This is a genomic window from Mesorhizobium sp. M8A.F.Ca.ET.165.01.1.1 (assembly GCF_004792065.1).
Lineage (GTDB): Bacteria > Pseudomonadota > Alphaproteobacteria > Rhizobiales > Rhizobiaceae > Mesorhizobium.
In genome coordinates this window covers 68038-79967 of record NZ_SRTH01000003.1, presented here as the reverse complement: position 1 = coordinate 79967, position 11930 = coordinate 68038, and the positions used below count along the sequence as shown (strand labels likewise).

14 protein-coding genes, 1 tRNA gene and 1 pseudogene are annotated in these 11930 nt (G+C 62.4%); 6 read left to right on the top strand and 10 right to left on the bottom strand.

From position 1 onward, the window contains the following. Positions 1–68: 68 nt before the first annotated feature. Together EN808_RS09670 and EN808_RS09665 are read right to left on the bottom strand one after the other, a co-directional pair. Positions 69–356 (bottom strand): hypothetical protein, encoded by a 288-nt coding sequence (locus EN808_RS09670; RefSeq protein ID WP_127871602.1) that lies wholly within the window; start codon positions 354–356, stop codon positions 69–71. A gap of 38 nt (positions 357–394) precedes the next feature. After that, positions 395–745: pseudogene (locus EN808_RS09665) on the bottom strand (IS1 family transposase); the annotation flags it as partial. A 438-nt stretch (positions 746–1183) separates the two neighbouring features. Here EN808_RS09665 and EN808_RS09655 point away from each other — a divergent pair. After that, positions 1184–1492: a hypothetical protein gene (locus EN808_RS09655; RefSeq protein WP_135866546.1), complete on the top strand. Its 309-nt coding sequence runs from the start codon at positions 1184–1186 to the stop codon at positions 1490–1492. Positions 1493–1749: 257 nt separating this feature from the next. On the opposite strand, the gene EN808_RS09650 is transcribed toward EN808_RS09655, so the two are convergent. Together EN808_RS09650 and EN808_RS09645 are read right to left on the bottom strand one after the other, a co-directional pair. Further along, a tRNA-Lys gene (locus tag EN808_RS09650) sits at positions 1750–1825 on the bottom strand. Positions 1826–1931: 106 nt separating this feature from the next. Continuing rightward, positions 1932–2840, bottom strand: a complete 909-nt coding sequence (locus EN808_RS09645) for a PhzF family phenazine biosynthesis protein (RefSeq protein ID WP_127279494.1) — start codon at positions 2838–2840, stop codon at positions 1932–1934. Positions 2841–2941: 101 nt separating this feature from the next. On the opposite strand from EN808_RS09645, the gene EN808_RS09640 reads away from it, so the two are divergent. From EN808_RS09640 to EN808_RS09625, 4 genes are all read left to right on the top strand, one after another. After that, complete coding sequence (locus EN808_RS09640; protein ID WP_127279495.1) at positions 2942–4234, top strand: efflux RND transporter periplasmic adaptor subunit; 1293 nt, start codon at positions 2942–2944, stop codon at positions 4232–4234. Positions 4235–4238: 4 nt separating this feature from the next. Then, positions 4239–4946, top strand: a complete 708-nt coding sequence (locus tag EN808_RS09635) for an ABC transporter ATP-binding protein (protein WP_127871606.1) — start codon at positions 4239–4241, stop codon at positions 4944–4946. Between the two features lie 3 nt (positions 4947–4949). Continuing rightward, positions 4950–6167, top strand: coding sequence for an ABC transporter permease (locus EN808_RS09630; protein ID WP_135915658.1), 1218 nt, complete (start codon positions 4950–4952; stop codon positions 6165–6167). A gap of 129 nt (positions 6168–6296) precedes the next feature. Next, the gene (locus EN808_RS09625) at positions 6297–6536 is read left to right on the top strand and encodes a hypothetical protein (RefSeq protein WP_127280734.1); all 240 of its coding nucleotides are present in this window, start codon (positions 6297–6299) and stop codon (positions 6534–6536) included. Positions 6537–6610: 74 nt separating this feature from the next. Here EN808_RS09625 and EN808_RS09620 read toward each other — a convergent pair whose 3' ends face one another. From EN808_RS09620 to EN808_RS09605, 4 genes are all read right to left on the bottom strand, one after another. Further along, positions 6611–7036, bottom strand: a complete 426-nt coding sequence (locus EN808_RS09620) for a type II toxin-antitoxin system VapC family toxin (protein ID WP_135915657.1) — start codon at positions 7034–7036, stop codon at positions 6611–6613. After that, positions 7033–7287 carry a plasmid stabilization protein gene (locus tag EN808_RS09615; protein WP_127280732.1) on the bottom strand — a complete coding sequence of 85 codons (255 nt, stop codon included), beginning with the start codon at positions 7285–7287 and terminating at the stop codon, positions 7033–7035. Before EN808_RS09615 ends, EN808_RS09620 begins: the two co-directional genes overlap by 4 nt. Before the next feature lie 103 nt (positions 7288–7390). Beyond that, positions 7391–8107 (bottom strand): hypothetical protein, encoded by a 717-nt coding sequence (locus EN808_RS09610; protein WP_127280731.1) that lies wholly within the window; start codon positions 8105–8107, stop codon positions 7391–7393. 26 nt (positions 8108–8133) lie between these two features. Continuing rightward, entirely contained in the window at positions 8134–9246 is a 1113-nt protein-coding gene (locus EN808_RS09605) for an endonuclease/exonuclease/phosphatase family protein (protein WP_135866529.1), read from the bottom strand. Between the two features lie 190 nt (positions 9247–9436). Here EN808_RS09605 and EN808_RS09600 point away from each other — a divergent pair, with 190 nt between their 5' ends. After that, a complete protein-coding gene (locus EN808_RS09600; RefSeq protein ID WP_127279160.1) occupies positions 9437–10024 on the top strand; it encodes a BA14K family protein in 588 nt (195 codons plus the stop codon). A gap of 164 nt (positions 10025–10188) precedes the next feature. Here the strand turns inward: EN808_RS09600 and ilvC are convergent, their stop codons facing one another. Then, positions 10189–11208, bottom strand: a complete 1020-nt coding sequence (gene ilvC / locus EN808_RS09595) for a ketol-acid reductoisomerase (protein ID WP_013531065.1) — start codon at positions 11206–11208, stop codon at positions 10189–10191. A 19-nt stretch (positions 11209–11227) separates the two neighbouring features. Next, positions 11228–11884, bottom strand: a complete 657-nt coding sequence (locus EN808_RS09590; protein WP_127279159.1) for a TetR/AcrR family transcriptional regulator — start codon at positions 11882–11884, stop codon at positions 11228–11230. Positions 11885–11930 lie beyond the last annotated feature (46 nt).

Below are 11930 nucleotides of genomic sequence, written 5' to 3'. Positions count from 1 at the left end.
TGCGCGGATCGCCTTGAGGTACAAACCCTCATAAATTTTGGTAGTGGGTCAGTTTGAAATTGCGAGCATCATTCCTCGATCTCATAGGAACCTATAGGGCCCAGCATGGCAGCGACATGGGCGATCACATCGGATAGGATGTCGTGGCGCGCGTGATAATATGGATCAGCGACCTTCGCGAGGCGATCCTTGGGTATTTCCTGCGCATGGGCGTGAAAGAACGCTAGGTGTTTCGCGGTGTCCAAAATCTCCCGCCTGGTTCTGGACATTTGCTCGTCATTATCCCGAAACGGATGCTTCATGACGAAATGCATACGTTCAACGGCATCTGGGTATTTGGTCAGATGCAGATGCATAAACTCTTCGATTTGACTGTCGCTGAACGTTCGCTGTCTCAATTAAGTTTCTTTCGATAAGCCCCGCGAGCCATTGGCTTCTCGGCTTCTTTCGCTTCAATCAACGCGACAATATCACCGATCTCCCAAAGCTTGTCAGTCACGCCAGCGGCCATCGCCGGGGTGACGCGCAGCGTCTTATGGATGCGGACGAAATTGTAATACATGAAGTGCAGAGCGACCGCATTAGCGTGAGCTTCAACCTTTTTGGAAAAGCCATTGGTCAGGCGGGTGAAGCGGCGCATGTGCATCCGCATGGTGAGGTTCTGGCGCTCGGCAAATGACGTGCTGACGTGCTTAGGATCGGGATTGCCTTCGACCGTCTCTTTGCGTGCGCCAGGCGAGCGGCTTCTTATCTTCAGCCTCGCCGGTGGCGAGCGAGACAATCGACTTCGCCAACTGGTTAGGATCGCGCGGGCGCTTTGGGTGCTTCTCTGTCATGGCTTGAAGATGGCATGCGCTTCAGCCTATTTTCCAGACAGAGCGTAGGCGAAAGCGCCTATTGTGATCGGGGCGGAATTTCAAACTGACCCACTACCTAAATTTTCGAAGACCCCGAAACAGGGGGGCGCGATGTCCTTGCTCGAACCGACTGAAATTTCGACAGCAAGAGAAGGCACGGGCGCGCTCGGCCCTTCTGCAGGCTCCAAGGACGCATATTAGCAAGAAAGAATATATTAACGGCTGTGATGCAGCCTTCCATAAGGGGATGGGAAACGCCTCCTCATCGGACGTTCCAAACGCGCGCCCTCAAGCGCCGGGACGCTCGACCAATGCGGAGCAAACGCATGAGTGTCGGAGCAGCTCTCGAACTATTGCTACGGTTGATTCATAGCCGAGCCATGAAGTTGGCGGCGTTGCCGGAGGATGAAAGGGATGTACACTACGATCTCATCCGCCGCGCATGCTGCGAAGCAGCCGAGCACATCGGGCAAAACCCCGACAAGGCAGCCATCACGGCAAACGATATGGTTGAGTTTGTTCACGCGCTGGTGGGAATCATCGAAGTGGGCCGTGGACCAGATCAAGGGGCAAGCACCGACCGACCGCCAGCGCGACATTTTGGTAGCCGGAAGCATGACATGACGCGCATCTAGAGCATGATGCCGAACAAGTGTGACGCGGTTTTCGGACGACATCATGCTCCATCTCTTTGATTTAGAGGCGGATGGGTTTCGCAAGCTTTGAATTTCCGGAGAGGCCGACGGGGCTTTTTGGTCGGATTGAGCGGGAAAGAAACCAGGACGCAACTTCGATGCTGCCCAAAATATTCAGACATAGCGCGGATACCGACTTCCGCCTGCATCCGTCAGGGTCCCTCACCTCGTCCAACAAATTGATTTTGTTAGATTTTTGGTGGGTGCGCACAGGATTGAACTGTGGACCCGCTGATTAAGAGTCAGCTGCTCTACCAACTGAGCTACGCACCCACTCGGCCGGTAAAAACCGGCGTTGGCGGCCATATAGCCGCCGATACTGGTCCTGTCCAGCCCTGCCGGAATCATTTCCCGACAAATCGACAAAGCCCGGAGGCGATCAGAGGAAAAGCTTGCCTTCCGCGACTTTGATCGCATTGCCGCCAATGCGCGCGGAGGCCAGTTTTCCGCCCTGCACGGTCAATTCGAGGCGGATGCGCGATGGCCGCCCCATCTCCAGTCCCTGTTCGATCCACAATTGCGAAACCCCGTCGGTCGGAGCGTCGAAATGCATGATGGCGCCGGCGAAGGCCGCCGCCGCCGAACCCGTCGCCGGGTCTTCATAGGACGGCGTGCCCGGCACGATCATGCGCACGTGGAAAGCGCTTTCGTGGTTTACCGTCTCGCGGCAATAGACATAGGGGCTGGCAAAGGCCCATTCGCTCTTGCGCGGCGCCAGTTCCGACCACGCCTGATTGTCCAGCCGGATCCGGCCCGCCGCCTCGATATTGGCGACCGGAATGGTCACGTAGGGCACGCCCGCCGACCAGAAGGCGACGCGGTGATTCTCGAAGCCGACTTCATGCGGTGCCAAGCCAAGCGCCGCGCCGATCGCCACCGGATCGGCTTCGAGCTTCAGCGGCTCCGGCAGCTTGGCCAGGTCGAATTCGGCGAAGGTGGCGCCATCGTGCTGGCTCACGGCGCAACGCACCGGTCCGATATTTTCCTCCAGCACGAAGATGCCGGCACCGCCCTCACCGGCCAATTCCGCCAGCGCAATGGCCGAGCCCACCGTCGGGTGGCCCGCGAACGGCATTTCATAGTCGGGCGTGAAGATGCGGATGCGGTTTCGGTGCTTGGGATTGTCCGGCGGCAGCACGAAAACCGATTCGGACAGGTTGAACTCGCGCGCGATGGCTTGCATCGCGGCGGTGTCCAGACCTTTGCAATCCAACACCACCGCCAGCGGGTTGCCGGCCAGTCGCTCGGTCGTGAACACATCGTAAAGCAAGTAATTCCGGGTTTGCATTCCTGCCTCAATCCCAACATGGGCGAAATTTAATTTGATATTTGAACCGGTAAGCCTGATCTGTGCACAGATAGGGACATTGCGCATCATAGGGGTCCGAGGTGGACCAGATTGTCAATCTGCCAAAGACGGAATCGGATTCCGCCATCGAGACGGCGCTGGGGCTCGACCACGCCGGCCGGCGCAGGACGCGCCGCCGCGGTTGGCTCTACGCGCTGCTGATCCTGATCGCCCTCGTCGCGGCTTTTGCCGGCTATCAATGGTATGCCGGCACGCCGACCAGGATCGACTATACGACAGTGCCGGCCGCCAAGGCCGACCTCACCGTCCAGGTGTCGGCGACGGGCACGCTGCAGCCGCTCACCCAAGTCGACATTTCCAGCGAATTGTCCGGCATCATCCGCTCGGTCTCCGCCGAGGAGAACCAGCAGGTCAAGAAGGGCGACGTGCTGGCGACGCTTGATACGGTGAAACTCGAGGTCCAGATCGAACGCGCTGAGGCATCCGCCAAGGGCGCCGCAGCCAATGTCGAAGACGCCACGGTGACGCTGGCCGAGACCGAAAGCGCGTTGGTACGCGCAGCGGCCTTGACAAAACGCGGCATGGCGACCGACCAGTCGCTCGAAGCGGCAACCGCGACCCGCGACCGCGCCAAGGCGGCGCTCGACAGTGCGCAAGCCAATCTCGCCATCGCCCAGGCCGACCTCAAGGCGCAGCAGACCGACCTTGCCAAGAGCACCATCTACGCGCCGATCGACGGCATCGTATTGACCCGTTCGGTCGACCCCGGCCAGACGGTCGCTTCCTCGCTGCAGGCGCCGGTGCTGTTCGTCATCGCCGCCGATCTCAGAAACATGGAGTTGGTGGCCGCGGTCGACGAAGCCGACATCGGCGCGGTCAAGTCGGGCCAGCATGCCCGCTTCACCGTCGACGCCTTCCCCGACCGGCCGTTCGATGCCGAAATTCGCGACATCTCCTATGCCTCGGTCACGACGGATGGCGTCGTCACCTACAATGCACGGCTCGAGGTCGACAACGGCGAACTTCTGTTGCGGCCCGGCATGACCGCCACAGTTTCGGTGGTCACGCGGCAGGCCAAGGACGTGCTCACCGTGCCTTCTTCCGCCTTCCGCTACCGCCCGGCGCAGCAAGCGGCACGCGGCTGGAGCTTGAGCGACCTATTCACCGGCCGCATGGGCCGCCCCGGCGGCAACCGCCAGCGCCAGGCCGCGAAGGCACCGACCGATGGTTCCCGCACGCTCTATGTGCTGGATAACGGGCGGCCGCATCCGGTCAACGTCAAGATCGGCTCCACCGACGGCGAGCTGACCGAGATCACCTCCGGCCTGGAGGAAGGCGCGCAGGTGATCACCGCCTCGCAGTCGCGGAGCTGAGGCCATGGCCGCCGGTGCCGCCCTCATCACCTTCGACAAGGTCTGGAAGAGCTACGGCCAGGGCGAAGCCAAGGTGCATGCGCTGGCCGGCGTCGACCTTGCCATCAAGCGCGGCGAATTCGTCGCCATCATGGGTCCGTCCGGCTCCGGCAAGTCGACGGCGATGAATATCATCGGTTGCCTCGACACGCCGACGGCCGGAACCTATTCCTTCATGGGCGTCGATGCCGGCCGGCTCGACCGCAACCGCCGCGCCATGCTGCGCAACCTCTATGTCGGCTTTGTCTTCCAGGGCTACAATCTCCTGGCCCGCACCACGGCGGCGGAGAATGTCGAACTGCCGCTGATCTATCGCGGCGTCGCTGCCCGCGAGCGCCGCGACCTCGCCATGCAGGCGCTGGCCGAGGTCGGCCTCGTCGGCCGCGAGCACCACACGCCGGCCGAACTTTCCGGCGGCCAGCAGCAGCGCGTGGCGATCGCCCGCGCCATCGTCACCAGGCCGACACTGCTCGTCGCCGACGAGCCGACCGGCAATCTCGACACCGCGCGCACGCATGAGATCATGGAGCTGCTGACGCGGCTGAACAGGGAGCTTGGCCTGACCATCGCCATGGTTACGCACGAGGCCGATGTCGCCGAATACGCCGAGCGCACCATCCGCTTCCTCGACGGCCACGTGGCCTCCGATTCCATGAACCTGGAAGTGGCATAGGCCATGATCTGGGAAACCGTACGCCTGTCGCTGCGCTCGATCCGCCGCAACGTGCTGCGCTCGTTCCTGACCTTACTCGGCATCGTCATCGGCGTTGCCGCCGTCATTGCCATGCTGACCATCGGCTCCGGTACCACGCAGAAGGTCAAGGCCGACATTTCCAAGCTCGGCAGCAATCTGCTGGTCGTGCGTGCCGGGCGCCCGGCCGGCCCCGGCGGTCCGGGCGGGCTCGACCAGGCGGTGCGGCCGCTGGCCGAAAAGGACCTGGCGGCGCTGGCTGCGCATCTCACCGGCGCGCGCGCCATTTCGCCGGCATCGCAGAAGCAGGTGCGCGTCATCTTCGGCACCGAAAGCCTGACCTCTGGCGTCACCGGCACCGACAGCGCCTATCTCGACGCACGCGACTGGAAACTGGTCTCGGGCCGCCCGTTCAGCGATTCCGAAACCCGGTCGGGCACCGGCGTGTGCCTGATCGGCGAAACGGTGCGCCAGCAATTCTTCGGCGCCGGCGATCCCGAGGGCGAGATCATCCGCGTCAACCGCACCTCCTGCAAGATCGTCGGCCTGCTCGAGCCCAAGGGCTATACCGGCTTCGGCCAGGACCAGGACAATGTCGTGCTGATGCCGCTCGCCGCCTATCAGCGCCGCATCGCCGGCAACCGCGACATCGACAACATCTACATCGCCGCCGACGACCGCACGCCGACCACCGAATTGCAGCCGCGCGTCGAGGACATTTTGCGCGATGCGCGCCATATGACCCCCGACCGCGAAAGCGATTTCGCCATCCGCGACATGACCCAGATCGCCGATGCCATGGCCAGTGCCACCACCACCATGACCGGCATGCTGGGCGCGGTAGCCGGCGTCAGCCTGCTGGTCGGCGGCATCGGCATCATGAACATCATGCTGGTGTCCGTCACCGAGCGAACGCGCGAGATCGGCATCAGGCTCGCCATCGGCGCGCATGAAAAGCACATCCTCATCCAGTTCCTGGTCGAGGCGACCGTGCTGTCGCTGCTCGGCGGCATCATCGGCATCCTGATCGGGCTGGCGCTGGCCGGCCTCGCCTCCGTGACCTTGACCATACCCTTTGCGCCAAGCCCCGCGGTGATCCTGCTCGCAGTCGGCTTCTCCGCCCTGATCGGCATGGTGTTCGGCTTCTTCCCGGCCCTGCGCGGCGCCAGGCTCGATCCGATCGACGCGCTAAGGCACGAGTAAGGGAGCAAGCTGCAAAGGCGCCCGGCACGCCGCGCCGGTTTTTGCGCAACCTTGGACGATTCCGCCCTGCCCCTGTCGTCACTGTGTCGGCGATGTTATGCCAAGGCATTTCTGGTCGAGGAGCAGCTGATGAGCAAGAAGGCGCGCGTGATCCTGACCATGGTGATTATCGAAGCTGTCCTGGCAGGGATCTGGTGGTATCTCGCCGATTACGGGATGACCAACCCCGATCGCGTCAAACCGGATTTCCAAGCGGTCGTCGGCCAGACCATGGGTATGGCGATGGGCGGGTTGCTGGGCGTCGGCTTCATTCTGTTTTTCATCGCCGCGCGCAACGAACGCAAGGCACTCACGAGCAAGACATCATAGAGCCCTGTCCGCCTCTCCCCGGATCATTCATCCCGACCGCGGCGACAACGTGCGGTTTCGAGTGGCAGGCACGGTTACAACGCTGCTTCCCACGGATTGACGGTATTCAACCCGGCGGCCGCGAACGGGCTGGTATCGCGGGTGGCGACCGTGAGGCCGTGCGCAGCGGCTGTGGCGGCGATGTAACCATCCGCGTTGCCGATGGCCTTGCCCGCGGCCCTCGCCTGCACCATGAGGATGGCATAGGCGCGCGACGCATCGAGATCGAAGGGCAGAATACGGCCAGCAAACAGCGGCAGCGCGTCCTGCTCCAGACGATCCTGCAGGATCGTGCGGCGCTTGCCGGCAGGCATCGCCGCGACACCGAAACGCAGCTCGGCCACGGTGACGGCCGAAAGATACAGGGTTTCAACGGCCTGAGCGTCGATCCACGCGATGACGCGCGGATCGGGCGCGGGTTTCCACGGTTCGGAAATTACATTGGTATCGATGAGGATCATTCGAACCGTACCGGCTCGCCCGGTGTCTTGTCGCGGAGCCTTTGCAAGGTATCGACATCCTCTTGCGACAATCCAGCCTCGCGACCGATGGCGGCGAGCAGCGAGCCGAGTTTGACCCGATTGGCCGGCCGCACGGCCGTTTCCAGGATCTCTCGCATTTCGGCCTCAGTGCTGCGGCCGTGGTGGGCCGCCCGCACCTTCAAGGCGCGGAGCGTTTCCTCTGGCAAATTGCGGATGGTGACAGCGCTCATCGATAGCAACATACTTATAGTGACATCTTTGATAGCATTTTATCAAGTTTGATATCACAACGCAATCTCTCGACGCTTCTCCGTAAGGCGCATGCAAGGGGATTTAGCCCTCGTTCGCAAAATGCCACTCGATCAGCGGCTTCATATGCGGCGACAGACCGTCCGGCAGGTCGCCGGCATGGCGGATGATCACTGGCCCCTCGATCTCCGGATCGGCTTCGGAGGCGACGAAGGCGCGGATGCGCGATGCGATCTCGTCAGCCGCCTCATCGACATGATAGCGGCGGAAGATGACCGTGCCGCTTGTCGTCGACAGGGCGTGCCAGCGCACACCGCGCCTGGCATCCGACAGGTCGAGGCCGGTCTCCTCGCGCACCTCGCGGATCATGTTGAAATCGACATCGACGAGACCGTCGCGGAAATCGGTCGGCTCGAACGAGCCCGCGGCGAAATAGACGCTCCCGGCACCCACTGTGTGTCGTCCCATGCGGATCGCCACCAGAGCGTTGTCCCCGGCCACCAGCATGGCGTGCCCATAGGCGTGCTCGGCGCCGGAATTCTCCCGTCGTTTGCGCCAAAGCATGAAGGTCGAGTAGTTGATCGCATGACAGCGGCCAATGAGGCTGCGGTCGCGATAGGCGAGTTCCGAAAGCAGAACCACCGTGCCGTCGAACAGCGCCGGATTGGCCGCGATCTCGCTCTGCCAATTCTTGGCGATCGCCTCGGCATTATCCACCGCGAAGGGATGCGGGCCGGGATCGAGACGGACGTCGATGGCATCGACCGGCAGGATGACATTGCGCGGAAGATCGAAGCTCATGTCGGCTCAGGTCCCGATCCTGCCCATCAGGCCATGTCCAGCGTGATCGCCACCGGGCAATGGTCCGAGGCCTTGGGCCGATCCCAGCCGGCACGCGGGAAGCGCTCGACTTCCTGGCCCGCGGGAAAGATCGTGCGCCAGGGCTGGCCGTTGCGGATGATGTCGGGAACGGCGGTGGCGTTCTTGGCCGCCAGTCCCCTGGAAAGCAGGATATAGTCGAGCTGGCACAAATGCCGCTCCTCGGGTCCGCGTGTGTGATAGAAGGTCCAGCGGTTCATTTCCGGCCGCCGCTCGACCACGTTTTCGCAGAAGCCGCCCGCTGTCAGCACGTTGATGCAGGACAGGTTCTCGTCGACCACCTCGAAACGGTAGCCGTCGACCTCATCGCCGGCGATCTTCACGCGCTGGCGGTAATCGTTCATGTCGCCGCAGATCGCCCAGCGCTTGTCGGCAGCGTGATCCCCACCGAAGCGCTCCTCGATGATGCGCCGCACGGCCTGCGCCTCGGCGATGCGCACCGGCATTGTCGCCTCGCGTCCGTCGAGCCCGTTGCGGGGCGACCCCATCGACTTGAAGTGCACGAGATAGAGCGTTATCGGCGCGCCGCCCACCTTGATGTCGACTTCCAGGCAGTCGCGCCGGAAGATGCGTTCATTGGCCTGGTTGCCAAGCGCCGCGAGTTCCGGCGTGTGCAAGCCGAACTGCTCGTAGGTGACATAGGCGTGGCTGGTCATGCGCACGAATTCGATCGGCTGTCCCTGCGCGGTCTCGTTGCGCATCATTATCGCGACATCGATGCCGCGCGAATCATTGCCCGACGTGGTGTATTTCTGGCGGTAACCCTGCCCCACCATCTTGAACAGATAGCCGTACTCGAACGCCTTCAGCGCTTCGATGTTGTCGACCTCCTGCATGCAGATGATGTCGGCGCGGGTGGCGGCGATGGCCAGCGCCGTCAGCTGGCGCGTGTCATCGGATTGCGCGATGGCGCGCGCCTGTTCCAGCATCCTGTATTCGGCCTCGCTCTGGATATCGAACAGCGCCAGTGTCCGGTCCTCGTTGAGTTGGTTGCGATAGCCGGAAAAGTCGAACCTATTCATCAGGTTCTCGACATTGAAGGTGGCAAGGCGCAGCGACATGCGCTGACCTTTGCCTGCAAGAGCGGCGGAAGACAAGATCGCAAGACCACAAGCAGGGATCGTTTGGTCCTGACGGCGTTCGCGCCATGGTTGACGGAACCTTTCCGTTCATCCGCCGTTCAGACGCAAAGATCCACAGTGGTCCCATTCCCCTGGTAGGGCGTGGGGCCTGTTCTCTTGGAGAAGTGCAATGAACGCGCTTTTTTCTTCCACTGTCAAATCCGGGCTGATAGCGCTTGGTATTGTCTCCGGCGTCACGGCGCCGTCCGCTGCCGGGCCGATCCTACAGCCGGATGTGTCGATCCCGGCCAGCACCGCCGCGCCAACGGTTACCCCGGTCCGCGAAGGCTGGGCCGGCGGCAACAACCGGAGTTTCAACAACGATTGGAGATGGCGCCGGTCGGGGAACTGGAACGGCCGCCACTGGAATGGCGGAGGCAACTGGAGCGGCCGTCACTGGAATGGTGGCGGCAACTGGAACCGCGGCGACGACTGGCGCTGGCGCCATGGCCGCCGCTACTATCACGGCGGCTACTACGACGATGGCGCCGCCGCGATCCTCGGCCTTGGCCTGGGTCTCGGCCTTGGCAGCATGTACAACAACTATAACAACTACGACTACTATGCGCCGGCGCCACGCCGCTACTACCGCGCGGGACGGCTTTCGAGCGCCCATGTCCGGTGGTGCTACAACCGCTACCGGTCGTACCGCGCTTACGACAACACGTTCCAGCCCTATAACGGGCCGCGCCAGCAGTGCTGGTCGCCCTATAGTTGAGCTGCCTGCGGCTGACACCAGAAATGAAAACGGCGCCACGGGGCGCCGTTTTTGGTTTTTGACCGTTCGAAGTCAGAGCAATTCCAGAAAAGTGCGTAGCGGTTTTCCATCCGGAATTGCGTAAAAACCAAGAGTTGGAGGGGCTTCGAGCGGATAGATTTCGCTCAATTCTTGGCCTTGTCCACCAGCTTGTTCTTCGAAATCCAAGGCATCATCGCGCGCAGCTTGGCGCCGACTTCCTCGATCTGGTGGCTGTCGTTGTTGCGGCGGATGCCCTTGAAGCGCGACATGCCGGCGCGGTATTCCTGCATCCATTCCGAGGTGAATTTCCCCGTCTGGATGTCCTTCAGCACGCGCTTCATCTCGGCCTTGGTCTCGGCGGTGATGATGCGCGGACCCGAGACATATTCGCCCCATTCGGCGGTGTTGGAGATCGAGTAGTTCATGTTGGCGATGCCGCCTTCATAGATCAGGTCGACGATCAGCTTGACCTCGTGCAGGCACTCGAAATAGGCCATTTCCGGCGCGTAACCGGCTTCCACCAGCGTCTCGAAGCCGGCGCGGATCAGTTCGACCAGGCCCCCGCACAGCACGACCTGCTCGCCGAACAGGTCGGTCTCGCATTCCTCGCGGAAATTGGTCTCGATGATGCCCGAACGGCCGCCGCCGACGCCGCAGGCATAGGAGAGAGCGAGGTCGAGCGCGTTGCCCGAGGCGTCCTGGTTGACGGCGACCAGGCACGGCACGCCGCCGCCCTTCTGGTATTCGCCGCGCACCGTGTGGCCGGGACCCTTCGGCGCGATCATGACCACGTCGACGGTCGACTTCGGCTCGATCAGCCCGAAATGCACGTTGAGGCCGTGCGCGAAGGCGATCGCGGCACCGTCGCGGATGTTCGGCGCGATCTCGTTCTTGTAGATGTCGGCCTGCAATTCGTCTGGCGTCGCCATCATCATCAGATCGGCCCATTTGGCGGCGTCGGCGACGCTCATCACCTTGAGCCCGTCGGCCTCGACCTTCTTGGCCGTCGCCGAGCCGGCCTTGAGGCCGATGGCGATTTCCTTGGCGCCGGAATCCTTGAGGTTGAGCGCATGCGCCCTGCCCTGGCTGCCATAGCCGATGATGGCGACCTTCTTGCCCTTGATCAGGTTGAGATCGGCATCACGATCGTAATAGACGCGCATTTTTACTTCCTTCCCGTTTTTATGAAGAGGCCTTGCGGCCGTTTGTTGCTCCGAAAAGAGCGAGAAACTGCTGCGTCGCGCGGATGGCATCGCCGCCGATCGCCGCCTCAGTCAATTCCAGCCGGTCACCGAGGAGCAGACGGATCTGCACATCCCGGCCAACCAGTCCGAAAAAGGTACGGAACGCCATCTCGGCATCCGAAAATTCAAGGAGTCCCGCCTGCCGGCCGGCCTCAAGCACCGGCTTCAGCCGCTTGGCCAGGGCAAAGCGCCCATTCTCCAGCACGACGGCGCCGAGATTGTCCTTGCCCGACCCGGCATGGCCGACCGCGACACGGTTGAGCGCAATCGAGGTGTCGCTGGAGATCACTCTCAGCCAATCGGAAGCGAAACGCTCTAGGCTCGCCGCCAGCGAGGCAAGGTCAAGCCCCTTGCCGTCGACCGGAGCCACCCGGACCTTGGAGGCCTGCCACTGCACGGTTGCCGTCAAAAGCCCGTCGCGGTCGCCGAACCATTTGTAGAGGGTTTCCTTGGAACAGCTGGCGCGTCGCGCCACGGCAGTCATGGTCAGGTTGTCGCCCTCCTCGACCAGCAGCCGCAGCGCCGCGTCCAGGACGGCCTGCTGCCGCTCCGTCAGCGTCTGGCTGTTGTCGATGTCGGCGTTGGCCTGCAACACGTTCGGTTCCTGTTCGAAGGGTACAGTTTGTCGTCAACCAACAGCG

Coding starts and splice junctions, on each gene's coding strand:
- EN808_RS09670 (WP_127871602.1), bottom strand. CDS start 356: ATGCATCTGCATCTGACCAAATACCCAGATGCCGTTGAACGTATGCAT.
- EN808_RS09655 (WP_135866546.1), top strand. CDS start 1,184: ATGAGTGTCGGAGCAGCTCTCGAACTATTGCTACGGTTGATTCATAGC.
- EN808_RS09645 (WP_127279494.1), bottom strand. CDS start 2,840: ATGCAAACCCGGAATTACTTGCTTTACGATGTGTTCACGACCGAGCGA.
- EN808_RS09635 (WP_127871606.1), top strand. CDS start 4,239: ATGGCCGCCGGTGCCGCCCTCATCACCTTCGACAAGGTCTGGAAGAGC.
- EN808_RS09630 (WP_135915658.1), top strand. CDS start 4,950: ATGATCTGGGAAACCGTACGCCTGTCGCTGCGCTCGATCCGCCGCAAC.
- EN808_RS09625 (WP_127280734.1), top strand. CDS start 6,297: ATGAGCAAGAAGGCGCGCGTGATCCTGACCATGGTGATTATCGAAGCT.
- EN808_RS09620 (WP_135915657.1), bottom strand. CDS start 7,036: ATGATCCTCATCGATACCAATGTAATTTCCGAACCGTGGAAACCCGCG.
- EN808_RS09615 (WP_127280732.1), bottom strand. CDS start 7,287: ATGAGCGCTGTCACCATCCGCAATTTGCCAGAGGAAACGCTCCGCGCC.
- EN808_RS09610 (WP_127280731.1), bottom strand. CDS start 8,107: ATGAGCTTCGATCTTCCGCGCAATGTCATCCTGCCGGTCGATGCCATC.
- EN808_RS09605 (WP_135866529.1), bottom strand. CDS start 9,246: ATGTCGCTGCGCCTTGCCACCTTCAATGTCGAGAACCTGATGAATAGG.
- EN808_RS09600 (WP_127279160.1), top strand. CDS start 9,437: ATGAACGCGCTTTTTTCTTCCACTGTCAAATCCGGGCTGATAGCGCTT.
- ilvC (WP_013531065.1), bottom strand. CDS start 11,208: ATGCGCGTCTATTACGATCGTGATGCCGATCTCAACCTGATCAAGGGC.